At 59.4% G+C, this 25,463-nt stretch carries 30 protein-coding genes; 23 read left to right on the top strand and 7 right to left on the bottom strand.

Annotated features, from left to right (window positions below; all coding sequences use genetic code 11):
* The first annotated feature begins 86 nt into the window (after positions 1–86).
* The 16 genes from V7066_RS21815 to V7066_RS21740 all read left to right on the top strand — a co-directional run bounded on the left by V7066_RS21815 (position 87) and on the right by V7066_RS21740 (position 15,926).
* On the top strand, positions 87–293 hold the full coding sequence (locus V7066_RS21815) for a hypothetical protein (RefSeq protein WP_334185092.1): 207 nt from the start codon (positions 87–89) through the stop codon (positions 291–293).
* Positions 293–838 (top strand): head-tail connector protein, encoded by a 546-nt coding sequence (locus V7066_RS21810; protein WP_334185091.1) that lies wholly within the window; start codon positions 293–295, stop codon positions 836–838. Before V7066_RS21815 ends, V7066_RS21810 begins: the two co-directional genes overlap by 1 nt.
* An 8-nt stretch (positions 839–846) precedes the next feature.
* Complete coding sequence (locus tag V7066_RS21805; RefSeq protein WP_334185090.1) at positions 847–1,104, top strand: hypothetical protein; 258 nt, start codon at positions 847–849, stop codon at positions 1,102–1,104.
* Entirely contained in the window at positions 1,104–1,451 is a 348-nt protein-coding gene (locus tag V7066_RS21800; protein ID WP_334185089.1) for a head-tail adaptor protein, read from the top strand. Before V7066_RS21805 ends, V7066_RS21800 begins: the two co-directional genes overlap by 1 nt.
* Positions 1,444–1,851 (top strand): hypothetical protein, encoded by a 408-nt coding sequence (locus V7066_RS21795; RefSeq protein ID WP_334185088.1) that lies wholly within the window; start codon positions 1,444–1,446, stop codon positions 1,849–1,851. The genes V7066_RS21800 and V7066_RS21795 overlap by 8 nt, the downstream gene beginning before the upstream one ends.
* Positions 1,848–2,219 carry a DUF3168 domain-containing protein gene (locus V7066_RS21790; RefSeq protein WP_334185087.1) on the top strand — a complete coding sequence of 124 codons (372 nt, stop codon included), beginning with the start codon at positions 1,848–1,850 and terminating at the stop codon, positions 2,217–2,219. The genes V7066_RS21795 and V7066_RS21790 overlap by 4 nt, the downstream gene beginning before the upstream one ends.
* Before the next feature lie 61 nt (positions 2,220–2,280).
* Positions 2,281–2,712 (top strand): phage tail tube protein, encoded by a 432-nt coding sequence (locus V7066_RS21785; RefSeq protein WP_334185086.1) that lies wholly within the window; start codon positions 2,281–2,283, stop codon positions 2,710–2,712.
* A 45-nt stretch (positions 2,713–2,757) separates the two neighbouring features.
* Positions 2,758–3,132, top strand: a complete 375-nt coding sequence (locus V7066_RS21780; RefSeq protein WP_334185085.1) for a gene transfer agent family protein — start codon at positions 2,758–2,760, stop codon at positions 3,130–3,132.
* Entirely contained in the window at positions 3,129–3,350 is a 222-nt protein-coding gene (locus tag V7066_RS21775) for a hypothetical protein (protein ID WP_334185084.1), read from the top strand. Before V7066_RS21780 ends, V7066_RS21775 begins: the two co-directional genes overlap by 4 nt.
* A 7-nt stretch (positions 3,351–3,357) precedes the next feature.
* Complete coding sequence (locus V7066_RS21770; protein ID WP_334185083.1) at positions 3,358–6,291, top strand: tape measure protein; 2,934 nt, start codon at positions 3,358–3,360, stop codon at positions 6,289–6,291.
* A 27-nt stretch (positions 6,292–6,318) separates the two neighbouring features.
* On the top strand, positions 6,319–6,888 hold the full coding sequence (locus V7066_RS21765; protein WP_334185082.1) for a hypothetical protein: 570 nt from the start codon (positions 6,319–6,321) through the stop codon (positions 6,886–6,888).
* A gap of 1 nt (position 6,889) precedes the next feature.
* Positions 6,890–7,540: a hypothetical protein gene (locus V7066_RS21760; protein ID WP_334185081.1), complete on the top strand. Its 651-nt coding sequence runs from the start codon at positions 6,890–6,892 to the stop codon at positions 7,538–7,540.
* A 33-nt stretch (positions 7,541–7,573) separates the two neighbouring features.
* On the top strand, positions 7,574–7,996 hold the full coding sequence (locus V7066_RS21755) for a DUF6950 family protein (protein WP_334185080.1): 423 nt from the start codon (positions 7,574–7,576) through the stop codon (positions 7,994–7,996).
* Positions 7,996–11,511 (top strand): phage tail tip fiber protein, encoded by a 3,516-nt coding sequence (locus V7066_RS21750; protein WP_334185079.1) that lies wholly within the window; start codon positions 7,996–7,998, stop codon positions 11,509–11,511. The genes V7066_RS21755 and V7066_RS21750 overlap by 1 nt, the downstream gene beginning before the upstream one ends.
* Positions 11,511–11,870: a hypothetical protein gene (locus tag V7066_RS21745; RefSeq protein ID WP_334185078.1), complete on the top strand. Its 360-nt coding sequence runs from the start codon at positions 11,511–11,513 to the stop codon at positions 11,868–11,870. The genes V7066_RS21750 and V7066_RS21745 overlap by 1 nt, the downstream gene beginning before the upstream one ends.
* A 216-nt stretch (positions 11,871–12,086) precedes the next feature.
* A complete protein-coding gene (locus tag V7066_RS21740; protein WP_334185077.1) occupies positions 12,087–15,926 on the top strand; it encodes a hypothetical protein in 3,840 nt (1,279 codons plus the stop codon).
* A 55-nt stretch (positions 15,927–15,981) separates the two neighbouring features.
* On the opposite strand, the gene V7066_RS21735 is transcribed toward V7066_RS21740, so the two are convergent.
* Positions 15,982–16,479, bottom strand: coding sequence for a hypothetical protein (locus tag V7066_RS21735; RefSeq protein WP_334185076.1), 498 nt, complete (start codon positions 16,477–16,479; stop codon positions 15,982–15,984).
* Between the two features lie 189 nt (positions 16,480–16,668).
* On the opposite strand from V7066_RS21735, the gene V7066_RS21730 reads away from it, so the two are divergent.
* From V7066_RS21730 to V7066_RS21715, 4 genes are all read left to right on the top strand, one after another.
* Positions 16,669–17,049 (top strand): hypothetical protein, encoded by a 381-nt coding sequence (locus V7066_RS21730; RefSeq protein ID WP_334185075.1) that lies wholly within the window; start codon positions 16,669–16,671, stop codon positions 17,047–17,049.
* Between the two features lie 201 nt (positions 17,050–17,250).
* Complete coding sequence (locus tag V7066_RS21725) at positions 17,251–17,637, top strand: M15 family metallopeptidase (protein WP_334185074.1); 387 nt, start codon at positions 17,251–17,253, stop codon at positions 17,635–17,637.
* A gap of 24 nt (positions 17,638–17,661) precedes the next feature.
* A complete protein-coding gene (locus V7066_RS21720; protein ID WP_334185073.1) occupies positions 17,662–17,847 on the top strand; it encodes a hypothetical protein in 186 nt (61 codons plus the stop codon).
* Positions 17,840–18,178 carry a hypothetical protein gene (locus tag V7066_RS21715; protein ID WP_334185072.1) on the top strand — a complete coding sequence of 113 codons (339 nt, stop codon included), beginning with the start codon at positions 17,840–17,842 and terminating at the stop codon, positions 18,176–18,178. Before V7066_RS21720 ends, V7066_RS21715 begins: the two co-directional genes overlap by 8 nt.
* 7 nt (positions 18,179–18,185) lie before the next feature.
* Here V7066_RS21715 and V7066_RS21710 read toward each other — a convergent pair whose 3' ends face one another.
* The 3 genes from V7066_RS21710 to V7066_RS21700 form a co-directional block, all read right to left on the bottom strand.
* Positions 18,186–18,347, bottom strand: a complete 162-nt coding sequence (locus V7066_RS21710; protein WP_334185071.1) for a hypothetical protein — start codon at positions 18,345–18,347, stop codon at positions 18,186–18,188.
* A 195-nt stretch (positions 18,348–18,542) separates the two neighbouring features.
* Complete coding sequence (locus V7066_RS21705; RefSeq protein ID WP_334185070.1) at positions 18,543–18,701, bottom strand: hypothetical protein; 159 nt, start codon at positions 18,699–18,701, stop codon at positions 18,543–18,545.
* A 330-nt stretch (positions 18,702–19,031) separates the two neighbouring features.
* The gene (locus V7066_RS21700) at positions 19,032–19,184 is read right to left on the bottom strand and encodes a hypothetical protein (RefSeq protein ID WP_334185069.1); all 153 of its coding nucleotides are present in this window, start codon (positions 19,182–19,184) and stop codon (positions 19,032–19,034) included.
* Positions 19,185–19,544: 360 nt separating this feature from the next.
* Between V7066_RS21700 and V7066_RS21695 the strand changes: the two genes are divergently transcribed.
* Entirely contained in the window at positions 19,545–20,036 is a 492-nt protein-coding gene (locus tag V7066_RS21695) for a hypothetical protein (RefSeq protein ID WP_334185068.1), read from the top strand.
* A 3-nt stretch (positions 20,037–20,039) separates the two neighbouring features.
* Here V7066_RS21695 and V7066_RS21690 read toward each other — a convergent pair whose 3' ends face one another.
* Positions 20,040–21,296, bottom strand: coding sequence for an alkaline phosphatase family protein (locus V7066_RS21690; RefSeq protein ID WP_334185067.1), 1,257 nt, complete (start codon positions 21,294–21,296; stop codon positions 20,040–20,042).
* A gap of 65 nt (positions 21,297–21,361) precedes the next feature.
* A complete protein-coding gene (locus tag V7066_RS21685) occupies positions 21,362–22,105 on the bottom strand; it encodes a glutaredoxin (protein WP_334185066.1) in 744 nt (247 codons plus the stop codon).
* Between the two features lie 41 nt (positions 22,106–22,146).
* Between V7066_RS21685 and V7066_RS21680 the strand changes: the two genes are divergently transcribed.
* Positions 22,147–22,587, top strand: a complete 441-nt coding sequence (locus V7066_RS21680) for a MerR family transcriptional regulator (protein WP_334185065.1) — start codon at positions 22,147–22,149, stop codon at positions 22,585–22,587.
* Between the two features lie 6 nt (positions 22,588–22,593).
* On the opposite strand, the gene ychF is transcribed toward V7066_RS21680, so the two are convergent.
* A complete protein-coding gene (gene ychF / locus V7066_RS21675; protein WP_334185064.1) occupies positions 22,594–23,694 on the bottom strand; it encodes a redox-regulated ATPase YchF in 1,101 nt (366 codons plus the stop codon).
* Between the two features lie 133 nt (positions 23,695–23,827).
* On the opposite strand from ychF, the gene V7066_RS21670 reads away from it, so the two are divergent.
* Positions 23,828–25,351 carry a tetratricopeptide repeat protein gene (locus tag V7066_RS21670; protein ID WP_334185063.1) on the top strand — a complete coding sequence of 508 codons (1,524 nt, stop codon included), beginning with the start codon at positions 23,828–23,830 and terminating at the stop codon, positions 25,349–25,351.
* Positions 25,352–25,463 lie beyond the last annotated feature (112 nt).

Here is a 25,463-nt window from a genome sequence, read left to right as displayed (position 1 = left end):
TACCGGCTTCGTGCCAAACAAGGGCGCTCCCTCTCGCGAGGGGGCGCCTTTTTCGTGCGAGCCTAAATATCGGCATGAAAGTCCGCATGATTTCGGCCCTTGTCGGCCCCACCACAAACCACCAGCCTGGCGATATCGTCACCACCGATGAAGGCGCCCGCTGGATCGAATTCGGTATCGCCGAAGCCATTGATGTCACCGCCACGAAGCCCGCAACCGAGACTACCGAGACAGCCGCTGTCGCTCCCGCCAAGGAAGCCGCGAGCCGCTGCCGGACCAAGGTGTCGAAATAATGGACTGGCTGCGTGTCACGCGGGTCACCGCACCAACCGAGGCGCTTTTGACGCTCACCGAGGCGCGGGATCATCTGCGTGTCATGCACGATCTCGACGACGGGTATATCGCGCACCTGATCGAAGTGGCCACCAGCTATATCGAAGGGCCGAGCGGCGCCGGAATCGCCTTGCTACCGTCGCAATGGGTCCTGACGATGGATCAGTTGCCGAAGTGCTTCGATATCGACCTCTGCCCGGTCCGCTCGATCGACAGCATCACTGCCGACGGCCAGGTCATCGATCCGGCCCTGTATTCCGCCGATCTCAACAGCACTCCTGCCCGCGTGATTGGAAGATACCACCCGCATTGTCGCTCCGATTTCGGTAGGGTGAAAGTCACCTTCACCGCTGGCTATGAGACGGTCCCGGCCGATCTCAAGCATGCGGCGCTGTTGCTGATTTCCCATCTCTATGAGAACCGGGAAGCGGTCGCGGCGGCCGATTTCAAGGTTGTCCCATTTGCGGTCGAGGCCATCCTCGGACGATATCGTGCCTTTGGATAAATACCTCCATGAAGAAGGTATTTTTCAAGAAGGACTATCATCACGCGGCGACTGAACCGGTGGGGACGACATTTCGCGCCCATTACGAAGGGGAAGTCGAGGACGATATTGCCGAAATTGCGATCGTTCGTGGTTTTGCCGTGTACTCGGATTTCGCCGAAGACGATCTCATCAACCGCGCTGATATTGTTGCACGCGGGGACCTCATTCGAGAGGAAGTGCAAGGAATCCTCGACGCGGTCCTTGGTGACGACGGCGACGAATGATGTACACACCACCGCGATCCGGGGAATTTCGCCATAGGGTCACGATCGAGCGTCGATCCACGCTTCGTGACGATATGGGCGGCGTCGTCGATGCCTGGGACACCGCTGTCGGACCGGTGCGCGCATACATCGCGGCCGAACGTGGTGGCGAAGAAATCCGATCGACCCGTGCCTCGGGCATCACTCGATACGATGTCGTTTTGCGTATCCCCACGGCAGACATTTCTATTGGCGATCGAATGATCGACGAGACCGGTGCTGCCTACGATATCAAGTGGGTGGGCGATCTCGAAGGTCGCGGGCGCCAGGTCAACATCATCGCCGAACGCGGTGGCCTCAATGACTAAGCGGATCGTGGACACAAAGGCGATCGACGATTTCACCCGACGTTTGGGCATGCTGCCTTCGATTGTCCGAGACACGATCGACGATACGAACCGCCGATCGGCCACTGCCATGGCAAAGCGCGGGCGTCAGATCGCACCTCGATCGGAACACGGGCCGCACATCGCCGACACCATTAAGGTCGAGGCCGGTGACCCCCGTCTCATGGAACAGGTCGTCTCGATCGGCTCGACGCCCCTGTTCTACGCAATCCCGCTGGAATTCGGCCATGTCGCGGCGGACGGTTCGCACGTTCCCGCAAATCCGTTTTGGGTTCCGCTCACCAAGATTTTCCGCAAGCGCCATCGCACTGCCCTGCGGCGCGCAATGCGCAAAGCGCTGAAGGAGGTGCTCGCCATATGAAAGACCCTAGTTTCCCGCTCCAAAAAGCCGTGCTCGCCGCGCTCACCAACGCGGGCCTTGAAAACGTCTTTTACACGGTCCCGACAAAAACCTCGCTCCCGTGGGTCGTGATCGGCGACGACCAAATCCTTGCCGAGAATGAATCCGCAGAGATGTACGAATGCTTCGCGACCGTCTCTGTGTTCGCTCGAAAGCCCAACCACAAGGTTTTGGCGGCGAAAGTGACGGCGGCGCTCGATCAGAAACTGGTGCTTGAGGGTTTTCAAACAGAAGAGTTTTGGCACGAAGAAACGCGATATTTCACAGAAAAAGATAATCAGATCGGTCACGCGAGTATCGAGTTCCGATACCTTTTGCAGCCAATCTAAGAGGGTAATGGCTCCTTCATAATAAATAGTCCGTGAAATACGTTATTATTGGAGTCCATTAATGTCCTACATTGAGCCTATCCTGGGTGAAAAAATTCTCGTCAAACTTGGTGATGGTGAATCCCCTGAAATTTTTACTGCGCCGAACGTCATCAACACTACGCGCGGTATTTCGTTCTCGACTTCGACCGAGACTGACGAACTGATTGACCTTGCCGATCAGAGCGCGCCCGCGCAGACGATCCGTCGTGTAAAGAGCACGGATACCAAGATCGACGGGTCGGGCATGCTTGACCACGCTGACGTGCCGGAATGGATCGAATGGTCGCTTTCGGGCAAAATTCGAAACGTCCAGGCGATCGTTGGAAACGTGATCGTCGAAGGTCCGTTCGTGCTGACGAGCTTTGCGATTACCGGTGACCGCCTCAAGTCTGCGACCTGCGATCTCACGCTGGAACAGGCTGGCGCAGTTTCGCAGAAGCCGATCGCCTAAACGCTGTGGGGATTGTCCTGGCTAAATATTGCCATGACAATCCCCATGCGCTCCGCAAAAATTGGAAATGTATTCGTCGGCGATGGCGAATACGATCTCTGCCTCAAGATCGGGCAGCTTATTGAACTTCAGGAAAAGACGGGCGTTGGACCGTACGTTCTTGCCCAACGCCTGATCGACGGTTCCTTCAGAGTCGAAGACGTGATCGAGACGATCCGTCTCGCACTCATCGGTGGTGGCCTTGACCCTCGATCAGCCTACACGCTGGTCTCCCGATATCTCATCGAAGGTTCTCTCTTCGGCTACGTGCAGCCCGCATCCGAGGTTGTCTTCGCGGCGTTGATGGGCGTTCCTGACGAACTCCCCGAAGTGGAGGATGACGATGCGGACCCTCTGGTGGCCTCACCGATCGAGGATTGATCGCGTGGGGCCAATTCTACGAAGCCGCTGGTGCCGCCAACTTCACGCCGATGGACGTGAATGCCATGTCGCTCTGGCAATACAATTTCACCATGTCGGGCTTCCGCAAGTTCCATTCGTCAGCATCAGAAGGGCCCGGCGCACCAACCGAAGATGAATTCGAGCGTATGATGTCGCTTTACGGCGCACCGAGTCAGTCGATCCGCGCCGACGCCTAAATATGGGATGGCGTCTTCTAATGCTCTTAACACCCGTTTTGCTGCCGATATCACTGACTTCGAGCGCGGCATCAAGCGTATGCAGCAGCTTAACGCGAAGGTGTCTGCACAGCTTGCTTCAGACCAAGCCCGCGCCGCGCAGCGCGCGGCGAAGGCTTGGAATGACAACAATCCGACTGAAAAACTCACCAAGCAGTTTAGATCGCTTGGTGATGAGGTAAGGCGCCTCGCTCCGATCATCGCGGGTCTATTTGGCGCGCGGGAGATCGCTTCAGCGGCTGATAGCTGGACCCGCCTCACGAACACGCTGAAGGTCGCTGGGGTCGCATCCCACGATCTGGCAAGGGTGCAGAACGCACTTTTCACCATTGCGCAGCGAAATGGCGCGGCCATCGAATCAATCGCAACCCTCTACGGCAGAACCACAGCCGCAGCCGGGGCACTTGGCGCAAGTCAAGCTGATGTGATGAAGTTCACGGACGCGGTTGCCATAGCTCTTCGTGCACAGGGTGGCTCCGCACAGGAGGCTGAATCAGCGCTTCTCCAGTTGGCACAGGGCCTGGGCGATGCGAAACTCTCCTGGGAAGACATGGCCTCGGTGGCAGATGGCGCCGGTCCCTTGTTCAATGCCGCAGCCGCAGGCAGTGATAAATGGGGCGGCAGCGTCGCACGTCTCAAGAGAGAGATGCGCGAAGGCAAGGTTTACACGAAAGAATTTTTCGAAGCGGTCCTGGCCGGAAAGCCCGTTCTGGATCAAATGGCGTCGAAATCGACAACCACGCTTGCACAGGCCTTCACCGCGCTTTCCAATAGTTTCACGAAGTATGTCGGCGAAGCCAATCAAGCGCATGGCGCGTCCGCGCTGCTCGTTGAAATTATCCAGAAACTCGCCGACAATCTGCCGACGGTAGCCAATGCCCTTGCTATCATCGCGGGCATCTATGCGGCCACCTTCATACCTGGGATCGCGCGGGCAACTACCGCGCTGATCGCCAATGGTGTCGCAATGGCGCAGACCGCCGCCGTCTATAACGTGGCATCCCGATCCATCGCGCTGGGTGCGACGGCCATGAATGGTGTCACGGTAGCAAGCGGTGGTCTTCTCGCGATACTCGGCGGCCCGTTGGGTCTTGCGCTAGTCGCTGTCACCGCTGGCATGGCGTATTGGGCCTATTCGACAGCCGAGGCCAATCAGAAATCTCTCGATCTTCAGCGCCAGGTCGGAGATCTGGCGGTCAAGCTGGACCTGGAACGCGATGCGGCGACGAATGCCGCTGTTGCGACAGGGAACGTCACGAAAGCAAGCGTTGTGGCCGGGGCGAAGCTTCGCGGGCTCAAGGTCGATGTCGAGACGCTGACCGACAAATACCAGCTTCTCGCCGAGGCTGCACGTCAGGCTGCCTACGATATCGCGAATGCTGCCGTCACCGAGGCGCAGTCCCGCTATAACAAGAAAGTTGCCGAGGAAAAATCCAAGGCGGCACCGACCGTGTCTGTTCTCGGGCTCGACCCGATGGACCGGAAGCTCGGCATCAATGACGGGCGCTCAGCGTATGACCGCCAAGCCGAAAATGCAGCGAAGAACAGCCAAGAAGCTGGGGACCTCGCCGATGCCAAGGCTGTCCGGGATGCTCTTCTTGATCCAAAGTCACGAGAGAAATTCATCGAGAAGCCGGGCGCCGCGCCGCCTGCCGACCCCGACAAAACGAAAGGCGGGAAGAAAGCGCCCTCCGATGGGACCGATGAGGCACGCGATCTCGAAATACGCCGCCGCCAACTAACCCTCGAACAGACCAACGATCTCGAAGACCGTCTTCGCCTTCAGCGTGAAATCCTCGCCCTAGAAACCGAGGGCAAGATCGACACGATCAACGAGCGCGTGGCGAACAAGAGCCTGACCAGGGCCGCTGCTGACAAGCTGATCGCCAGTGAGAAGGAACTCGCGGCGATCGAGGAAGCGAACCTAGTCGCGGAGAATGGCAAGGATGTCGCCGAGCGAAAGAATGCTATCGCTGAAAAGACGGTCGCGGCCGAAGCTGAAGCCCTGCGCGCACAGGCCGATGAACTGGCGGATCGCGCAAAGTATGCTCGCACCTACGGGAAGAAACACGATTACGAGCTTCAGGCGCTGGAAAAGCGTCAGGAAGCCGATCGCCTCGAATTCGACCTTCGGAAAAAGCAATATCAGGCAGAGCTTCGTTTGCTCGGCGTTACCGAGGAACGGATCGCTTCGATCCTTGCACAGATGGAGCAGGATTTCGCCAAATCGCAAGGTCGCGAGACCAGCCACACGGGTCATGATCAAAACGACGAAGACCCCACGGTTCGCGATCAAATCCGCAAACACGCAGAATCCTTCGGATCGCTGAATCACCAGTTAGGCGAGATCGCGACCGGCGCGCTCGACAATCTAACCTCCGGTCTGACCGATGCGATCATGGGCGCGAAGAGCCTGAAGGAAGCGTTTTCCGACATGGCGAAATCGATGATCGCGGAATTGATCCAGATGGCTATCCGCTTCGTGATCTTCGAGGCGATCGGCCGCGCGCTTGGGTTCAATGGTCTTGGAAAAACCGCGATCGGCCTTGGGAAACAGCCCACCGGCTCCGTCGAAATCGGCGCCAACGCCATGGGGACGAACAACTGGCGCGGCGGTCTATCGATGGTCGGAGAGAAGGGGCCGGAACTAATGTATCTGCCCGGTGGCTCGCAGATTGCCCCGAATAACCTCCTGAAATCGGCCCTTACCCAGCGGGCAGAAGGTGGGGGAGGGGGCCAATCGATTACCCTCCATACGACCGTCAACGCGGATGATGCTGTCTTGACATCGGCGGTAAAGGGATGGGTTCAGGAAGGCAGTATCCAGGCGGTTCAGGCCGCACAGAAACTTATCAATCGAGATCAGAACAAGCGTTCCCGGAACGCTATCTTGCGACACTGACGTAGTTGCCATCCTGCTAAATATGGGATGGCGATTACCTTTCCCTCACTTCCGTTTGGCTCGACGACCGAGATCACGCTCACTTCTTCCGCTACGGATCACAAGCCTTTCCTGGGAGGTCCAAAACAGCGGATCGCGCGGCTTGGCGACAAGTGGTCCCTGCGTGTCGATTGCCGAAAGATGTATCCGCGCCAAGCTGGCCCGATCATTGCGGCGCTCCTCCAGGGGCTCAACGATCAGATCATCATGACCGTTCCACAGCCGGGAATCGATACCGGCGTGTGGACGACCGGCACGATTGCGCTGGCTGTCACGGCTGGGCGGTCGATCAGCGTAAATGGCGGCGGTGCCGAAAAGGTAGTCGGGCAGCTATTTTCCATCGAGAAGAATGGAGTTCACTACCTCCACCAGATCACAGCGGTGCAGGGATCAACCCTCACGATCCTTCCCTCGCTGAAAGTCAGCCTGGCCGGTGGCGAGACTGTCAACTTCGGCGCGCCGAAAATCCAAGGTTTCGTGAGCGGAAATTCGCAATCATGGTCCGTCGGCCTTGCGGAAAACCTCGGCCTGTCATTCCAGATCGACGAGGCGCGTTGATATGGAAGCGACCATGCTGTCGGCGCTTACGGCGCCTTTCCTTCGAACATTCCAAGCGGTCCGGATCGATCTCATCACCACGGGGACGGCGATCAATTTGCTGGACGCTTCGGCCGAAATCACTTTCTCTGTCGATGGGGCCGCCGTGAAATTCACCGGCATCGATAGTGTCTTCGGGACCCTTGGCGGCATCGACAGTATCCAGGAAAACATCGCCAGCGAGGCCCCCTCGATGAGCCTTCGCATCCAGCCACCGTCAAGCGGCGCCCTCGGCGAACTCTCGCAGCCGGAGAACCAGGGCTCGACAGTCCGTGTGTGGGTCGGCGTCGTCGATGACATGACCGGCAATGTCATCGGTGTGCCCGAGCTTCTCTGGAGCGGGCGCCTCGACACCGTGGTCACCAGCGTCGGCGAGAATACCCTGTCGTGCGAATTGAAGACGGTGTCCGGGTTCGATCGCCTATTCGCGATCAACGAAGGCGAAGCGCTGAATTCGGTCTGGCACCAAGCGATATGGCCGGGTGAGACCGGTCTTAATTTCAACGTGTCTTCGGTCATCGATCCAATGTGGGGCGCCGACGCCACCACGCCTGCGACCACGCCCGTGGGTTCCGGCCGTGATGTCCTGAAACCGTCGAGCCTTTGGAAGTGAGGTCGGCCGATCGCTGCCCGCGATAAATAAGGCATGGATTTGCTTGAGCGCGTCACGAAGACGCAGACGACGATAGACCAATTCTTGAACAAAGATTTCGCTTGGGGCGAGTTCGATTGTGCGGCTCTGGCGGCCACGCACGTGGAGAACCTTGGCTTCGAGACCGTGAGGTCGAAGGCACGGAAATATTCGACCGAGATCGGTGCAAAGCGCGCGCTTCATAAGCTCGGCTATTCCTCGATGGAGGACTTGGTCGATAGCTACGGCTTCGAGCGCATTCCGCCCGCGATGGCGATCACCGGCGACATTGTCGGCTTCCCTGGGGGCACGGATGACCATCAGTGGACGGGTCTCGGCGTCATGATTGATCCCGGCCAACACCTCATCGCGTTCGCCAATGGCCGCTGTATGGTGGGGCCGACCTCCGTGTGCACTGTCGCCTGGAGGGTTTCGTAATGCCAATGGTCCTGCCCGTTCTGGGCGCCGCGTTCCTTGCGGCCGGGTCGATCGCTTCTGCCGTCGGCCTCACCGTTGCGATTGCGGGCGTGAGCCTTGCGACGATCGCCACTGTTGCTGGTGTCGCCATGATGGCGGTCTCGATGCTGACGATGCAGGTCCCGTCGCCGAGTAGCGCGGGAACTCAGCTAGACGTAAAGCTGGACACGAAGGCTCCGGTGCCGGTGCTCTACGGTCATACAGCTACGGGCGGCACGGTCATTTATCGAGAAACCTCCGGCAAGAAAAATGCCATTCTCTACATGGCCGTGGCCCTGAGTGTCGCGGGGCCGATCGGCGGAATCGAATACACCTATGCCAACGATGCGCTTGTCAATTTCACAGGTGCTCCAGCAACCCGTATGGCGACGGTCGCCTCGACGACCCCGACTTCAAAAAAGCTCTACCAGAACAAGCTCGGCGTTCGCTATTTGCACGGCGAGGCACCGTCCAAGGAGACGATCTCACAGGCCTTCGGGACGTTCGGACCGGCTCCGAATTCACCCGGTCACGCCAGCGGCCACGCGTTGGCGCTTGTACGTGCCGAGTACGACACGGATCAATTCCCGCAGGGGCTGCCGAAATTCAAATGGACGGCCTTCGGTGTGTCCGTCTACGATCCGCGCAAGGATTCCACCTATCCAGGCGGGGTGGGTTCGCACCGGCTTGCCGACGACACCACGTGGGAATTCTCCGAAAACCCGTATCTGTGCGCTCTGCATTGGACGCTCGGTAAATGGCGAAACGGCCGCAAGATTTGCGGCATCGGTGCGAAGCCGTCGGAGGTTGATCTCGCTGCATTCGTGCGCGGAGCGAATGTCGCCGACGCGAATGGTTGGACCTGCGGTGGGGTAGTCACCAGCGGCGACGACAAGTTCTCGGTTCTAGCAACAATCCTCGCATCCGGTGGCGGTGTCCCGATCGCCCGTGGCGCGATGATTTCATGCCTCGTGAATACGCCGGTCACTGCGGTCACAACGATCACCTCGTCCGATGTGGTTGGCGACTTCGAGGTTCAAGCGTCGGGCAGCTTCCGGGATCGGTACAACGCAGTCATTCCGACCTACCGCGAGCCGACACAATTCTGGAACCTCATTCAGGGCGAGGAGGTTTCGTCGGCGGTTTACGTTGCCGAGGACAATGGCCAGGTCGCTAGCCAAGAAGTCGAACTTATGATGGTCCAGCGAGCCGCACAGGCTCACCAGCTTGCGACCTACAAACTCGTCAACTCCCGTGAGTTCCTGACCTTCACCGCCGTCCTGAAGATGCGGGCGCTTGCGCTGCGGGTCGGAGACGCGGCGATCGTAGACATCCCGGAGATCGCGGCCGAAGGCGTCAAATGCATCGTCACGAACCGGGAATACAGCCCTGACAGCCAGACCGTCGCAGTGACTTTCCGGTCGGAGAACGACGGTAAGCATGCGTTCGCCTTGGGACAAAGCCAAGTCGCCCCCGCATCCCTTACTCTGAACGGATACGATCCTTCGGATATGGATGCGCCGGGAGCATTGGCGTGGAGCGTTCAGGGCGGACAGATCACCTCGGAAAACGGCACAGCTAAGCCGATCATTCGGGTCACTGGTGCTTACGACAATCCGTACGCCCGCGAGATCATCATCGAATTCCGACCCGCTGGAACGTCGTCATGGATTCAGTACGGCGTTTACCCCCGCGACACCACGACCATCGAGATCGCGGGCGTTACGACCGGGACTGCGTATGAGGTGGCGGTTTCCTATCGCAGCATTCTGAACGCCACGTCCGATCGCACGATCTATGGGCCGGGTTTGGCAGGGGATGAATCTTTTGCCTGGTCGTCCGTCGGCGGAGCGGGCAAGCCCGAAGACAATGCGACGGTCGGTGCACCATCTGGCACTCCGGTCGGCGATCGTGACGCGGACGATGTGACCGAGGCAATCGACCAGCACGAAAACGTGATCAAGCAATTGCCGGATTTGGTCACTAGCCTGATCCATGAGCCGATCGAACAGCTTGCCGCGCTTCATGTTAAGTATGGCGCGATCAACATGCGGAAGAGCATTGCGCTGGCGGAGGGCAATGCCGTCGCGATCCGCGATCTCCGCATCTACGTGGACGAAACCGGCGCGATCGTTTCCGAAGATTTGTTGAATCTCACGTCGAGAATGAGGAACAATGAAGCGGGCTTGCTCGACTTGAGCCAGACGTATGCAAGCGACAAAGAAGCGCTCGCAAGCCAGCTTACCGACATCATCGCCCGCACCGACGAGAATGAAGGGCGCATCCTCGACGAGAAGGAGGTGCGTACGACGGAGAACGCGGCGACAGCCTCGACGCTATCGCAGCTTCAGGCGAAGACCGGCGACATTGCCGCAGCGATCGAGGATGTCCGGAAAGCCACGACTGATCTGGAGTCCGCAACCGCCGAACGCGCAACTCGCATTGAAACTCGGGTGGGCAATGCTGAGACCGCCATTTCGGCTGTTCAGAAAAGCGTCAATGATGGCAGCGCAGGGACCTCACAGCAAATCACCCAGCTTGGTACGCGGATCACGGATGAGAAATCATCTCGGGAGGCAGGCATCCAAGAGGAACGTACCGCGCGCGTGAATGGAGATGGCGCGCTGTCGAACCGTATCGACACGCTTAGCAGCGATTTCAACACGCCCGGCACCGGGATCAAGGCGGTCGTTCAGACGATTCAGCAAACCGAAGCGAACAACAATTGGGCTCGCGCGCAAGAAATCACGACCCTCCAGAGCCGCCTCAATTCGGTGAACGGCTCAGGTGCATCAATCGAGAACCGTTTCTCAACGCTCGCAACCCTTGAGGGCAATCTTCAGTCTGCATGGACGCTGAAAGTCCAGCAAGACATCAACGGCCAGCTTTACGTGGCAGGCGGTGGCCTCGTGATGGAGAACGGCCTTTCGTCGATGTCGTGGACCACCGACAGTTTCCGAATCATGTCCCCCGGACGATCCCCGCAGCAGGTTTTCTATGCCGACCCGACCGGCGTCTATATTCAGAACGCATCTATCGGCAATGCGGCGATCGACACTCTGAAGGTAGCGGGCGGCGCCATCACCGCGAACCAGGTCGTCACGGCCGGTGACATGTATGTCCCCGCGAACACGACCCGGACCTATCTCGAAACTGGCTGGATGACGATCGGCGACGGTGTGTCCGGGAACGGTCTGGTCGATGTGTTCTGTACGATCGATGGCAACGTGAACGATCAATACGATGCGGCGTGTATCATCCGCCTCTACATCGATACCGGTGGAGGATGGCAGCTTGTCCGAGCACCCGTCATGGGCGTCGGGACCAACAGTGGTGACAGCTACTGGCGCATTCCAGGCATTCTGAAGACCGTGGTGACCGGTGCGCAAGTGCGGGTCCGGGCGGATTGCCAATCCACCGCCGCAATCCAGGAATCCGTCGCGCGCAACATCTACGTTCGCGACATTGTAATGACCCTCGTGGGAACAAAACGATAATGAGCACGGCATATTTTAATCACGAAGGGCGCCTCATGATGCTGGTCGCCCTCCCCGGAATGGCTCCACCCGAAAGCGCAGCCTTCACCGTTACCGTTGAGGGCAATCTCGATCCGAACGGAATCTATTTCGACATCGAAACCAATGCTGTGGCGGAGAAAATGAAATTCCCCGTCACGTTTTCGCGAAACCGGGTTGCCGAAATCCCGAGTGGAACGGTCGCGATCGTTGAGGGCCTGGAATTGGTCATCGACGATGGCGAAATCGAATTGGACGCTAACGTCGAAGGCATGATGTCGATCCACCTGTCACATCTTCATTTTCGCGATGAAGTCGTGAAAGTGCCGGTCGGACTATAAATAGCCGTATGAAAGTTTGCATCAAAAAGAATTACGCCGAGGCGCGAAAAGCCGATTATCCGAGCATCGAGGAGCAACTTGACCTCATATATCACGACGCTTCCCTCGAACTTTGGCGGAAGCGCATTCAATACACAAAAGATCGGTTCCCCAAACGCGAGTAAGCTTCAGCCTATTCCTGCATAAATACTTCGATTTTAAAGAACTCGGAGTATCATGGCTTACAAATTTGAGACTGGCACGGTTACCGTCGAACACGATTCCCTTGAAGTGAAGGGCGTGGGGACCGCTTGGATATACGAGTATCCTGGCCTGGCGCTCAATATCGATGGTCTGACATTCCCGGTTTCCCGTATCACCAGCGCGAATACCTTGACGCTGGTGAGACCCTACCCCGGCGAGAGTGCGAGCGAGATCGGCTATACACTCATGCCGCTGCAAACAGACGTTCTGCGAACCGCCAAGAATGTCGAGTATCTTCTCCAGAACGGCGGCGCCCAGGTCGGCAAGTCCGCCTACGACCTGGCGGTTGAGAACGGCTTCACCGGAACCGAAGACGATTGGCTCGATAGCTTGAAGGGCAATGACGGACGCGACGGCGTCGATGGCATGACCGGCGAGATTGAAATGGGCGCTCTGGTGGATGTCCAGCAACTCGCGGGCATCCCGGTCGGCGGCGCATCGAAGTTCCTCGTTATTCCAGTGGCCGAGGGTGCTCCGAATGTCACCCTGACGCAGTCCTCGACGGTCATGATCCCGAAGGACACGACCTCGATGGGTGCCGCGCTTTACCTGCACGCAACGGCATCCAATTTCGTAATCACCCTCGGCCTGATGAACGTGCCGCCGCCGCAGCCAGAGAACCCTGGTGGCCCGATCGATCTGTCGGGCGAAACGACGTTCTATGCGCCATTCAATGCGATCACTCCCCTCGGCATCGATGTGAACGGCTCGCCAGCATCCTTCGTCCTTCGTCGCAATTTCGCCGACAGCGCTCTCCGCATTCGTCGCAAGTGGGACAGGGAGATCATCACCTCCAAGAATTCGACTTGGACTACCGGTGCGACGGGATCGCCCTATCCGATCGTCAGCGAGCAATTCGCTGGCAGCATGACTATATCCAAAGCCGGTGAAGGAACCGCTTCCTACCGCAACGGTCACGTCGTTTTGAACAAGAATTCGTACCTCAAGACGCCTCCTCTAGCGATGGAATTCAAGTCGAGCAGCGATGCCGCTACGACGCAGACGCCACCCTCGATCCGTCTGATCTTTAAGGGCGTTCCCCCGACTGATGTCGGCAACGGTGTTCTGATGGGAGCCCTCGAAGCCTGGGGCGGCGGCGGATTGTCGCACAAGATTCATTGGGGCAAATCGGCGATCGAGTTCTATTGCTACCGCGATGGCGGCGGGAGCAGCCTGGTCTATTCGGACGAACTTTTCGACCTGACCGCGTCAAACCGCTTGATCGAAACAGAGTGGGTCGATGATCCGAACGGCGTCGGTGGAACGGTCACGTTCTACGTTGACGGCCAGCAGTACGGCGCGTCGAAGCCCACGGAGAGCAAACCGCGCATCACCGCTGCCGCCGATTATCAGATCAACGCCTCCGTCGATAACACGTCAAATTCGGTTGCCGATCTTGAGGTCGAGTATGTCGGCCTGCGCGTGGGTGCCCATGATGTGGCGACCGAGTACACCACAATCGCGGACGGCCCTATCTCGGCGGAAGACCTTCAGAATCTGGTGGTTGATGCGACCGGCGTGACCACTCAGCAGCCCGAGCATGTCCTCACCTATGTCGCAAACGGCACCGACGAATTCGACCTGAAGGTCATCGTCGGTGAAATGGTCCTGCCCGCTGGTCGCGCCTACAAGGCCGTCCTCGAAGATTGGAGCACCGGCACGGGCGTAGTCGCTGGCGAACTGGTGATGACAAAACCTTCGGCGCAGAACTGCCGTTTCGAGGACACCACGCTTTTCGGCGCACAGGGTTCCTGGACTGAAGTCGTGCCGACTGGTCCGGCGCCGGTTCTCGATGGCATCCGCTACGGGTGCGAGGGCATCCGGCAGGGCAACTACGTCCAATTCCAATTCGTGTATTCCTCGGACACCGTCGCATCACCGTTCGGCGATCCTTCCGGCCTGAACACGTACATGCGTCCGCACAAATGGATGATCTACGACAATGCTGGCACGTTGCTCGGCCGCGTCGAGAAGCCGAACGGCGAGCCGTTGAACGCGACCTCGACCAAGCCGGTTTGGGAAGGTTTGTACGATGGCCGCAGTGTGCCGATGATTTCTGAAAGCAATCGGTGGTATCCCCACGGCACGGTCCGCTCGGGCATCATATGGCGCAGCCATGAGCCCTCGGCCTATCCGCAGTCGTTTCTCTACGCCAATGTCCCGACATACGATGTGCGGGTGCCCTTCGCCTCGCATACTGGCTACTCGTTCAACGGGTTCGATCTTCGCATCGCGGCGGGTGGCGCTGGCGGCGATGGCCAGATGAACGGCTTTGCGAACTGGAAGATCATGCCGCACAAACCCTTCGAGCAGACCTACGCGTCAATGAAGGATTACGCTGCAAGCACCCGTGATCCGTACAAGGCGCTCTACACCGAGATCAGTGCCACGCCGAACGCTGGCCTGCATCTCCAGTACACGCCATTCAACATCATGGGCCGTTCGCCGATCGTCGGTCCTGGTGGTACGCGAGGCGATCGTCAGATCATGCCGGAGGTTGTCGCCCTCTACGCGCGCGACGTGACCTCGAAGCGTGCACACGACGACACATCGATGCATTCGATCGCGCTCGACTATCTCACCGGGTACGTCAGCGACCCGTTCAACGCGGTGACGAATGGAAAAATCACCCCGATTTTCCGGAATAACGCGCGGCGCAACGTCACGATGCGGAACCATTATTACGGCTATGGCGAGACCAGCGTTCCCGATGATAGTGTCTGGTATGCCCAGGTCGGCCGCCTGTCCGAGTGGACGACCTCGCGCAATCCGCTGCGGTGTAACGTGCCCGGCAGCGGCGCCACGGCTGATAAGCCTTACTTTGGCGGTTTCGAAATCGATGCGCTCCATGCCCACCAATATCCACATTGGGGCTCGCTGATGTTCCAGACGCCGGAATTTGCGATGCTTGGCGTGAATTTCTCCGATCAGGTCCGCCTGTACGGTAATACCATCCTGTCGAGCATTTGGGACCCGAACGCATTCGCAGCGCGCGAAGCGGCTTGGCCGTTCATGCACGCGGCCCTGCTCTGGAAGACCGCATCGACCAATTCCTCCCGCCTCTATAGCCGGGAGGAAGTCTTCGATTGGATCGTCTTCGATTTCGAAACTTTCTATGATCAATGGTACGACAACGATGGCGCTTGCTTCCTGCGTCCGCCGACCAACATTTTGAACGGTGATGGTGATGTCGATAACAAGCTCGCCACCCTCGCAGGCGCGGCGAAATTTGGCCCCTGTTCGTGGACGGCTGATGGTCTGGTGACGAGCGAATTCCAAGTTGGATACTGGCTTTCGGCCCTGCATGCTGCCCACAAGGTCGGCTTCCTTGACGCCCTGAGTGCAGCGAGCCCGAAGGCAGCGGAGATCGTGAACTGGCTGAAGGCGATGCACTACAAACGGATCATCGGCCGCGTGAACGACGCCTTCGATTCCGAAATGGCAGGCTCGGACTACAATTTCCGTTATTGGTCGGAAGCGCAGGTGAAGGCCGTGGGCGGCGATGTGTCGAAACTTCCCGGCACCTTCACGGCCGTCGCAAACGCCAACGGTCGCACGCCGTCGTGGGACACTTACACGATCGACGGCAAGACCTACCTTCGCGATGGTCAGGCTATGGACGGCACCCTGGCAGGCGCGGCTCTCTTGCTCGATATGGGGATGACCGGCTCAGCGCTCGAAGCGGCGGCGACGAAATCCGAGGCATGCTTCCAGGAGAAACTCGCAAGCGAAACGGCGAAGGGTTACGCCGAAGCTGGAACGACCTGGTTCCTCTACCATCAGGCGACGAATAACCGGCCTTACAAACCGTGATGAACCGGCAAACCAGGCAAAGATCAGAATAGTCAATGATCTTTGCCGGGACCGGCTACGTAAGGTTAGCCACCGTTTCTGAAATCCCGATCTCCGTGAGTCGCTTCGTACCGCGCTCGAAGATTTCGTGGATTTTGCTTACAAGGTTCGCTTGGATCAGCGTTTCGCGATTCTCGCGTTCGAAATCGTTCATTATCGCATCAAATTCGGCGACAAACCGCTGTGAAAGCATCAGCCGGTTCGCAATGAATACTCTTTTCGCAGTTACAACACATCCAGCGAATTCGCCGCTATCCTTGTCCGCCTTTGGAGATTTCTCGTACTCGCGCGGGTTTCGGCGAAAACCTAATTCCATCTCGTTAGCCCAAGAAGTCGCCACAACCATTTCGGCTATGATCTTTGTGTAAGCTTGCCGACGGACGTCCCACGTTTTCTCTCTCGCGAACTTTCGCCGCTCGCTTCGAGCTATCAGCCACGTCGTCGCAGAGGAAATCCCGCCCCCGATCACAACGCCGCCCAAGCTGAAGAGCGCGGTCTGAATCTCAAATGCCATAAAGTTCGTCGAATCCCTGTTTCTCGTTTTCAAGTACGTGGTGGGCAGTTCCAAGCCAACCGATGATAGGGTCAAACTTTCAGATTTCGGATGGGCTGGGAGTTGACGGAGACCTAATACGGTGACAGATAAACCTTATTCGGTGTCTCTCAAAACCGAATCGTGGTTTCCGCAACTTGAAGGGGTTTTATGAAGCTGCCATCTGCCTACGTGGTCGCACTGGCCACAGTGCTTAACGTCACTCGATATTCCGCTGAGTTATCTAAGAAAGTCACGCGATTTCGAATGAGCCGACAATCGTTGTGCAAGATTAGCAAGAGACAACGTCTAAGATCAGCCTTTATCGAAGAGTATGAAGAGCATCTGGACATCTTGGGGTGGACGATGATCGAAATGGCTGATGGTGGATATGCTTTTATAGAAGCGTCCTCGATGACCTCCTGGACTAAGATTTCGTCAAAAAGGGTCGCGCGTGATATCACGAGCGTCATGAAGGGGGCTAAGTCAGAGGAAGAACTTGAGCAAGAAATCGAGTTTTCTTTGGATGAGGAAGAAGACGGTGACGAATAGCGCCGCACCACAAGCGATCTCATGAGCTGAAAAGTGTGAGGCGTTCAGGATCGTCGATCGCCGGTTCGTTCGTCCGGCGTTTGACGATCGTGAACAGGATCGCGTGCGCGGTCCTATCCTCATCCGTCTTTCCGCCATCGTCAGACCCTCCGCGCTCAAGCGAGCAAAACCATCACATTGGTTGTCGAGCCTAAATATGGAATGCTCTTCATCCTCTCCGCCCGCTCGCTGTCTCGCCTCCAAGGCGTTAAGCCCGACCTGGTCCGCGTCGTGAAGCGCGCGATCCAGATCACCCCAATCGACTTCACCGTGGTCGAGGGTCTGCGGACCATCGAGAGGCAACGGGAAATGGTCCGAACGGGGAAATCGAAGACGATGAATTCTCGGCACCTCACCGGTCATGCGGTGGACCTCGCGCCATATATTGAGGGCAAGGTCTCGTGGGATTGGGCGCATTTCTATGTGCTGGAGAAGGCCATCAAACAGGCGGCCGAGGAAGAAGATGTCGAACTTGAATGGGGCGGAGACTGGCCGAATTTCCCGGACGGTCCGCACTGGCAGCTTTCCTGGAAGACTTACCCGGCCTGACCGGCCAACTGGCTAAATACCATCATGAAAAAGGCACTATCTTATCTCGTCATGCGCCTGAACGAGCGTTCAACTTGGATGATGATCGGCACGGGCGTCGCCAGTTCGGCGCTTCTACCGGACCCATATCCATGGGTTTCGATGATCATCCTAACGATCGCTGCAATCGTCCCGGATGGTGTCGTGGTGAAGGAATCTGCCGGTGAGTGATTCGCTGGCCATGCGGGATTTGCTGATTCGGCTCGATCAGAAGGTCGGCGACGGCTTTGCGCAAATCCACGCAAAGCTCGATGCGATGGAGCGTCGGGCAGACGGTCACGACAAACGCCTTACCGCTCTTGAGCAGGAAACAATTCAGCAGGGCGCGAAATTGGCCGATTATGCAGACGTGAAAGAACGGCTCTCGACGATCGAGACAGAGCGGGCGCGGGAGAAAGGAGTCTTGGCCGGTGGAAGGTTGATCGTCGGCCTGGTGTCCGGTGCGACAGTCGCTCTTGCCGGGCTCCTTGTGAAATTCCTTCCCTTGCTGTTGGCCGCGTAACGGACCATCACAGGAACCCGAAAGCCTTGGCACCGAAAAAGAGGACAGCGGGGCTCGCCACGAAGCTTATGAGCGATCGCTTGTGCGTGATGAGCAGAGCGGCCAAGCCGCACAATGCGCCGCCTTTTTCAGTGAGCAGCTTCACCGATGCTGCCTGGTGTTCGTCCATATTCCTTCATCCTCCAGCGGAACGGATTTCGCCCTAAAGCGAACCAATTGCCGTCATCATCGGTGAAGGCGGTCGATGTTTGGATCGAGCCGGATGTCCTGCGGACTTTGTGCTGTCACGACCATGTTGAGGTCAAGGGGCTGCACTTGGTAACGCGCCAGGCCAAATGAAATTGACCAGACCGTGCGGCGGGAATCACGCGAGGACGGCCTTCAACAGGGAAGCAGCACCGGCAGTTCCAACGATCGCCACGATAATTCGGGGAAGCTGCTGGATCAGCATGGCGAGGATCGTCCAGCCTGGGCCCTTGTCAGCCAACTTGCTCAGAACTTTTTCGGTGTTTTCGTCCATCATCCTTCGTCCTCCAACGGCACGGATTACGCGTTAAAGCGAATCAGTTGCCGCGATCATCGACGACGTTGGTCGAAGTTTGAATCGACCCCGGATGTCCTTCGGACTCTGTGCAGCTGTGACCTGAGTCCGGTCAAGCCGAATGAATATGGAACGGGCCTGTGCGAGCTAGCAGCCATAAGGGCTCGTGTTTTGCCTTGACCGCTGGAATCGGCAGATTGGCTGGCATTCAGGCGAGTCATTGCAGGTGAAGCAGCAACTTCTCGTGAGCCATATAAACTCTTTTATGAGGAACCACGTTCGGAACCTAAGGGGAACATACGGCCATGCGTTTTAGAACATCGCTCTGATCAGTGCTGTCGCGCCGGTGGTACCGAGGCAGGCGCCGATGATGAGCGGGAGCCGCTGAATGAGGATTGCGGCGACGGTCCAGCCCGGACTCTTGTCCGCTAGCTTACTCAGGACCTTGGCGTCGTTCTCGTTCATAGCTTGCTTGCTTCCTTCCTTCGTCCGGCGTCATCATGCGAGGCTACGGCTCGATGGTTACCGCTATCGATTGGAAGGAGCCGGTCTGTTTATCATTCGACCGGATGTCCTTCGGACTATGTGCCTAATCGAGCTTGCCTCCGTCAACATGCCTTTCCTGCCGTGGAGCAAGGACTGTACCGGAAGTAGCTTCCACGTTCGCGACTGTACGCCGATTTCATCCAGCGTTTCTGCGGGTTTGGAACAACTTTCTTGCCCGCGCATTGACCCGAAAATAGTTGGGCGATAACACCACGTTCGTGCACCGACCTTGGTTAAACTCGCACACCACGATATCGAGAAACTGTTCGGGCGAAAATGATGCGAAAACCGACCCTTGCTCTGCTGCCTTTGCTCCTGGTCTCAGCTTGCGGAAAGGACAATCCGCAGGGCGAGGCGGCAGAGAACGCCCACGATGTGGCGATGGTCGAGCGGATGAGCAAGGAACCGTTCAAGCCGATCATTCCCCATGCCATCACCGAGATCGACGTGGCCCGCTACGGCCTCGACAAGCCGGGCTGTGCGTTCCGCAAGCCGGGGGAGAAGGACCCGATCTTCATCGCCAACGCCGACGAGGGCTTCATGCGCATCGGCGGGGATCTCAAGCGCTACGCCGCCAAGAAAGAGAGCGCGCAGTTGCCGGGCAATGCGCGCTCCACTTACGTCGGTCTGGCGAGCTGGGTCGATCTGGTGAGCCTGCCCGACAAGGCGGGCGGGTCCGATACGATGCACTGGCCTGCGAAACTCGTGCTCCACGATGCGCAGGAGCGGGTCGCCTTCATGTCCGAAGGCGAGGTTACCTGCCGATCCTGAGGTCTATTTCTTCAGAACTTCCCGGAAAGGCGCATCGTTGCCGTCGCCGTCGGTGGCTTGAGGAAGGCGAAGAAGATCGCGCAGGAGCGGGGCAATGTCGACATTGTCGAAGGACGCGAGCTTGCCGCGCGGCGCGAAGTCCGGTCCATTCGCGACGAACAGCGCCGCCATTTCCGGAGCGGCATTGTCATAGCCATGGGTGCCGCCGGTAGCGACCTTGTCGGGTTTGGTCGCGGCGATCTGCCAGCCGGTTTCGGCCAGGCAGAAGGACGGGGCTACGCGCGGGTTGCTGCCGTAGTGAAGGCGCGCGGGAATGTCCCGCTTGGGCCAGCACTGCATGTGATCGTGCGGCCCTGCCAGCGCGGCGGCGAGCTTCGCGTCGTTGCCTTCGGACGGCGTCAGCGCCGCGAAGGGGCCGGTGTCGCCCAGCTTGTAGAGTGCGGGATCGGCGATCGTGTCGAGCGCGACGACGCGTTCGCTGGAGATCGCCGCCATGCCGTGATCGGCCACGACGATGAGATCGACAGGCTGACCGAGTTCGCGCAGGCCTGCCACGAGCTTGCCGATATCCCCGTCCACATCGGTGATCGCGGCATTGGTATTGGCATCATCCGGACCGTAGTGATGCCCGGCCGTGTCGACCTGATCGAAGTAGAGCGTCACCAGCTTCGGCCGGTTCGCGGCGGGACGGCGCAGCCAGTCCAGCACCGCATCGACCCGCTGCGTCGGCGATACTGCGCCGTTGAACTGCTGCCAGTCGCGCGGGCGCACGCCGCCGGTCACGGTCTTCCACGGTTCCTTCACCAGCGTACCGCCCCAGGCGACATTGGAGCCGGGCCAGAACATCGTGGCGGTATGAATGCCCGCCTTTTCGGCCGTGACCCAGATCGGCTCGGCCTCGTCCCACCAGTAAGGCTCGTCGCTCGACATCGTGAACTTCTCGCCCGGATGAGCAGGGTCCTCGAAGCCGTTGGCGATGATGCCGTTGCGGTCCGGGACCTTGCCGGTAACCAGCGCCCAATGGTTGGGGAAAGTCTTGCTGGGGAACGAGGGGCGCATCGCGGCGCTGATCCCGCCGGCCGCCAGGGCAGAGAGGTAGGGCGTGATCCCGCGATCGAGATAATCGGCGCGGAATCCGTCGATCGAGACGAGGATGACCACCGGCTCGCGGCGATCTTCGGAAGGCTTCGGGGCGGATTTGGCGAGTGCGGGAGAGGCGAGCAGGGCAAGCGCGCCGAACAGGGGGGCGAGTCTCTTCATATCGCCACCCCCTAGACCTGCGATCATGACAGGTCGATGTCTTGTTATATCATGCTTGCCATCACTTAACGGGCAAGCATCCACAGCGCCATCGCGACCATGAAGAGGTTCTCGGTCAGCGAGATGAAGCCCAGCGGCACCGCGCCCGAGCCGCCGACGCAGGCGCACTTCAGTTCGCGCTTCTGGATGTAGACCGCGTAGAACACCGAGACAGCGCCGATGCCGCCGATCGCGAGGCCGATCGGGATCGAGAGCCAGGGCAGGGCATGGGCCGTCATCAGCGCGCCCGCCGTCCATTCCAGCACCGGATAGGCATAGGCGTAAGGCACGAAGCGCTTGGCGAGGAGGTCGTAGCCGAGGAACATCGTCGAGAACTGCTCGACATCCTGCAACTTGAGCATGGCCAGCAGCATCATCGTCATCGACACGAACCACTCGGCGCTGCGCAAGGTGAAGGGCGTGCCGAATGCCGCCCAGCTAGCCGCCAGCGCGAGGCCCAGCCCAGTCGCGAAGACCGCTAGAACCGGTCGATAGGTCTTGGCCTTAGGGTCGTGGAGCTTGAGGCCGAAATGCGTGCGCAAGTCCGTGTAGCCGCCGACCCGCTTGCCGTCGATGAAGGTCTGGGGTGTCGTCGCCACGCCGTGCGCGGCCTTGAAGGCATCCACTTCGTCGCGGGTGGTCAGCCAGTGATCCTCGACCTCGTATCCGAGCTTTTCCAGCAGATACTTGGACTTGATCCCCCAGGGGCAGGAATGCTTCTCCATGACCATGCGATGGAGAACGGCGATGCGGGCTGGCGTCTGTGACATGACTCGGCCTATACCTTCCGTACCATGGTACGGAGTCAAGCATGGCCCTGACGATTTCGGAACTGGCGCGTTCGAGCGGCGTCGGCGTGGAGACGGTGCGGTTCTACCAGCGCAAGGGATTGCTCTTCGATCCGCGACCGGCAGCGATCGGCGGCGCGAAAGGCCAGCGGCATTACGGCGAGGAGGACGTGCGGCGGCTGCGCTTCATCCGCTCGGCCAAGGCGGCAGGCTTCATTCTCGACGAGATCGCCGAACTCATCAGCCTCGATCACACCGGAGACCGGCCAAGGGCGCGGGAAATGGCGCAAGTGCGCCTGACGGCACTGGACCGGGAAATTGCGCAGTTGGAAGCGGCCAGACAGTCACTGCGGCGGCTTGCCCACGAATGCGCTGGGTCGGACGAGGGGCCTTGCCCGATCCTCGAATCTTTCGAGGAAACAGCTTTATGTGGCGGCGCAGGTTCGAAAACCTGCGCCGCCTGAACAGGATCAGACGTTGAACTTGAAATGCAGGACGTCGCCGTCGTGCACCACGTATTCCTTGCCTTCCTGACGCAGCTTGCCGGCTTCCTTGGCGCCGGATTCGCCGTTCAGCGCGACATAGTCGTCATAGGCGATGGTCTCGGCACGGATGAAGCCGCGCTGCATGTCCGAGTGGATCTCGCCGGCGGCGTCGGGGGCCTTGGCGCCCTTGTGCACGGTCCAGGCGCGGGCTTCCTTGGGGCCGACGGTGAAGAACGTCAGCAGGCCGAGCAGGTCGTAACCGGCGCGAATGATGCGGGCGAGACCGGTTTCGTGGAGGCCCATCTCTTCGAGGAAGACCATGCGCTCCTCGTTGTCCATGCCGACCAGATCGGCTTCGATCGCGGCGGAGACGATGACGGCGGTGGCGCCTTCGGCCTTGGCCTTTTCGAACACGCGGGCCGAGAAATCATTGCCTTCGGCGGCGGATTCTTCCTCCACATTGCAGACGTAGAGCACCGGCTTGGCGGTCAGCAACTGGGCCTGCGCGAAGACGCGGGCTTCGTCGTCGTCCTTGGGCTGGGTCAGGCGGGCGGGCTTGCCGTCGCGCAGCAGTTCCAGCGTCTGGCCGAGGACCGAGGCGATGATCTTCGATTCCTTGTCGCCCTGCGCGGCCTTCTTCTGGGCGGCGGGAACGCGCTTTTCCAGGCTTTCGAGGTCGGAAAGCAGCAGCTCGGTCTCGACCGTCTCGGCATCGGCGATGGGATCGACGCGCTCGTCGACGTGCTGGATGTCGTCGTTCTCGAAGCAGCGCAGGACGTGGACGATCGCGTCCACCTCGCGAATGTTGCCGAGGAACTGGTTGCCCAGGCCTTCACCCTTCGAGGCGCCGCGCACGAGACCGGCGATGTCGACGAAGGACAGCTGCGTCGGGATGATCTTGGCCGAACCGGCGATTTCGGCCAGCTTGTCGAGGCGCGGATCGGGAACGCCGACCTGGCCGACGTTGGGCTCGATCGTGCAGAAAGGATAGTTGGCCGCCTGCGCTGCCTGCGTTTCGGTGAGCGCATTGAACAAGGTCGACTTGCCGACATTGGGCAGGCCCACGATTCCGCAACGGAAACCCATGTGTAACTCCGGAAGAAATGTTTGGCCGCGCCTTAGCGTCACTCCGCCCGTATTACCAGTTGCGCGGCGAGTCTTTGTGAAACGGGCGAACGGGCTTCATGGAAATTTCAGGGCTTGGCCCTAGGCCGGGGGAATGAACACCGCCGTCCGCCTGTCGCTTGCCGCCCTTGCATTGGCCATGCTGGGCGCTTGCGGCGATAGCGGCCCGGCGCCGCTCGACAAGGCACGTTCGGACTTTGTCGCGCAGGACTATGCGGCAGCGCGGACGGAGTTATTTTCGGCGCTGGAGCAGGAGCCAGGCAATCGCGAAGCTCTGGTGCTGCTCGCCAGCACCCAGATCGCACTGGGAGATGCCGATGCCGCGGAGCGGGCCGTCTCGCGCCTCGAACATGCAGGAGAGACAGGCGCCGGAATGAAGCGCCTCAAGGCCGGTATCGCCCTCCTGCGCGGCAGAGCTTCGGACGCGATCATGTTGATTGTAAATGATTTTGACACCGAAGCATGGCGACTGCGAGCAGAAGCCTATCTGGCACTCGGCAAGGACAAGGCTGCGGCCGACGCTTTCGCACAGGGGATGAAGGCTGGAAACGATCTGCCGCTTGCCGTCGCGTATGCGCGTTTCGCGTTGAACGCAGGTGACCTCGGGCGTGTTTCAGATATTTTACATATAATGCAAAGATTTGCGCCTTCTTCTTACAACACGCTCGTACTTGCAGGAGACCTCGCCAGCGCGCGCGGCCAGACCGATCTGGCGGTCGCGGCCTATCGCAAGACCATAGCGGCCTATCCGGACAAGGTGCCGCCCATGCTGGCGCTGGCCAATGCCTATGACGAGCAGGGCAAAGTCGACGAGGCCATGGCAGTCGTGGAGAGAGCGCGGAAGACGGGCTCCGACGATCCGGCGCTCGAGGAGCTGCGTATTCAGCTTCTGTCCGAGAAAGGGGAATGGGAGGCGATCCGACTTGCCCTGCAAGGGCGCGAAGGGGGCCTCGATCCTTCTTCCGGATCAGGCCTCACTTACGCGGAAGCGCTGCTTCGTCTCGGCCAGGCGGAACAGGCGCGGGTCCTGTTCAACCGTGCCCTGCTGCTGGCGCCGCAGAACTTCTACGCACGTAGGATGCTGGGGGAAGCCCAGTTGGCGACTGGAGATCCACGCGGCGCCTGGGCGACGCTGAAGCCACTTGCGGCAGGCACTCTGGCACGTCCCGAAGTGCTGGCTTTGGCGGAGCGCGCGGCGCGGGCCTCGGGCGATCCGCAGGCGGGCGTTCTGAAAGCCCGTCTCGATCCCGCTCGTCTGAAGGCGACGATGGCCCTGGCGGACGAGGGGCAGGCCGCTCTCTCGCGGCAGGACTGGGCGGGCGCGCTGACCGCCTATCGCGAACTGCTTCGGCGCGGGGATGATGCGGAAGTGCTCGGCTATCTCGCCACGGCTTCGGCGCGATCGGGGCAGGCCAAGGCGGCGATCGCTTATGTCGATCGTGCTTTGAAGCTGGCGCCCGGCGATCCGGAGCGCCTCCATGCCGCCGCTCTCGTCCGTCTGGAACTCGGCAAGGATCCGAAGGGCGCGCGGAAATTGCTCGAAGCGGCGGCAAGCGCCGATCCGGACAATGCGGAAATCACCCGCGACCTTGGAAAAGCGAAAGCCGCCGCCGGTTGAGGGACCGGCGACGGCTTGAGGCTGTTTAGAGCGTCGGATCAGTCGCGGCGCTTGCGGCGGCGCGCGTAGGCCAGGCCGAGCAGGCCGATGCCCATCATGCCGAGCATGCCGG

The sequence above is a fragment of the Novosphingobium sp. genome, assembly GCF_036820275.1.
GTDB lineage: Bacteria > Pseudomonadota > Alphaproteobacteria > Sphingomonadales > Sphingomonadaceae > Novosphingobium.
The sequence above is the reverse complement of the archived record's forward strand: the minus strand, read 5'-3'. Positions and strand labels throughout refer to the sequence as shown.

What these genes read in the sequence shown, in the direction of transcription:
- V7066_RS21690 (WP_334185067.1), bottom strand. Translation starts at nt 21,296, where the DNA reads ATGAAGAGACTCGCCCCCCTGTTCGGCGCGCTTGCCCTGCTCGCCTCT.
- V7066_RS21755 (WP_334185080.1), top strand. Translation starts at nt 7,574, where the DNA reads ATGGATTTGCTTGAGCGCGTCACGAAGACGCAGACGACGATAGACCAA.
- V7066_RS21785 (WP_334185086.1), top strand. Translation starts at nt 2,281, where the DNA reads ATGTCCTACATTGAGCCTATCCTGGGTGAAAAAATTCTCGTCAAACTT.
- V7066_RS21725 (WP_334185074.1), top strand. Translation starts at nt 17,251, where the DNA reads ATGCTCTTCATCCTCTCCGCCCGCTCGCTGTCTCGCCTCCAAGGCGTT.
- ychF (WP_334185064.1), bottom strand. Translation starts at nt 23,694, where the DNA reads ATGGGTTTCCGTTGCGGAATCGTGGGCCTGCCCAATGTCGGCAAGTCG.
- V7066_RS21790 (WP_334185087.1), top strand. Translation starts at nt 1,848, where the DNA reads ATGAAAGACCCTAGTTTCCCGCTCCAAAAAGCCGTGCTCGCCGCGCTC.
- V7066_RS21685 (WP_334185066.1), bottom strand. Translation starts at nt 22,105, where the DNA reads ATGTCACAGACGCCAGCCCGCATCGCCGTTCTCCATCGCATGGTCATG.
- V7066_RS21710 (WP_334185071.1), bottom strand. Translation starts at nt 18,347, where the DNA reads ATGGACGAACACCAGGCAGCATCGGTGAAGCTGCTCACTGAAAAAGGC.
- V7066_RS21730 (WP_334185075.1), top strand. Translation starts at nt 16,669, where the DNA reads ATGAAGCTGCCATCTGCCTACGTGGTCGCACTGGCCACAGTGCTTAAC.
- V7066_RS21720 (WP_334185073.1), top strand. Translation starts at nt 17,662, where the DNA reads ATGAAAAAGGCACTATCTTATCTCGTCATGCGCCTGAACGAGCGTTCA.
- V7066_RS21695 (WP_334185068.1), top strand. Translation starts at nt 19,545, where the DNA reads ATGCGAAAACCGACCCTTGCTCTGCTGCCTTTGCTCCTGGTCTCAGCT.
- V7066_RS21815 (WP_334185092.1), top strand. Translation starts at nt 87, where the DNA reads ATGATTTCGGCCCTTGTCGGCCCCACCACAAACCACCAGCCTGGCGAT.
- V7066_RS21740 (WP_334185077.1), top strand. Translation starts at nt 12,087, where the DNA reads ATGGCTTACAAATTTGAGACTGGCACGGTTACCGTCGAACACGATTCC.
- V7066_RS21795 (WP_334185088.1), top strand. Translation starts at nt 1,444, where the DNA reads ATGACTAAGCGGATCGTGGACACAAAGGCGATCGACGATTTCACCCGA.
- V7066_RS21800 (WP_334185089.1), top strand. Translation starts at nt 1,104, where the DNA reads ATGTACACACCACCGCGATCCGGGGAATTTCGCCATAGGGTCACGATC.
- V7066_RS21805 (WP_334185090.1), top strand. Translation starts at nt 847, where the DNA reads ATGAAGAAGGTATTTTTCAAGAAGGACTATCATCACGCGGCGACTGAA.
- V7066_RS21765 (WP_334185082.1), top strand. Translation starts at nt 6,319, where the DNA reads ATGGCGATTACCTTTCCCTCACTTCCGTTTGGCTCGACGACCGAGATC.
- V7066_RS21670 (WP_334185063.1), top strand. Translation starts at nt 23,828, where the DNA reads ATGAACACCGCCGTCCGCCTGTCGCTTGCCGCCCTTGCATTGGCCATG.
- V7066_RS21680 (WP_334185065.1), top strand. Translation starts at nt 22,147, where the DNA reads ATGGCCCTGACGATTTCGGAACTGGCGCGTTCGAGCGGCGTCGGCGTG.
- V7066_RS21735 (WP_334185076.1), bottom strand. Translation starts at nt 16,479, where the DNA reads ATGGCATTTGAGATTCAGACCGCGCTCTTCAGCTTGGGCGGCGTTGTG.
- V7066_RS21745 (WP_334185078.1), top strand. Translation starts at nt 11,511, where the DNA reads ATGAGCACGGCATATTTTAATCACGAAGGGCGCCTCATGATGCTGGTC.
- V7066_RS21705 (WP_334185070.1), bottom strand. Translation starts at nt 18,701, where the DNA reads ATGATGGACGAAAACACCGAAAAAGTTCTGAGCAAGTTGGCTGACAAG.
- V7066_RS21750 (WP_334185079.1), top strand. Translation starts at nt 7,996, where the DNA reads ATGCCAATGGTCCTGCCCGTTCTGGGCGCCGCGTTCCTTGCGGCCGGG.
- V7066_RS21700 (WP_334185069.1), bottom strand. Translation starts at nt 19,184, where the DNA reads ATGAACGAGAACGACGCCAAGGTCCTGAGTAAGCTAGCGGACAAGAGT.
- V7066_RS21810 (WP_334185091.1), top strand. Translation starts at nt 293, where the DNA reads ATGGACTGGCTGCGTGTCACGCGGGTCACCGCACCAACCGAGGCGCTT.
- V7066_RS21760 (WP_334185081.1), top strand. Translation starts at nt 6,890, where the DNA reads ATGGAAGCGACCATGCTGTCGGCGCTTACGGCGCCTTTCCTTCGAACA.
- V7066_RS21780 (WP_334185085.1), top strand. Translation starts at nt 2,758, where the DNA reads ATGCGCTCCGCAAAAATTGGAAATGTATTCGTCGGCGATGGCGAATAC.
- V7066_RS21770 (WP_334185083.1), top strand. Translation starts at nt 3,358, where the DNA reads ATGGCGTCTTCTAATGCTCTTAACACCCGTTTTGCTGCCGATATCACT.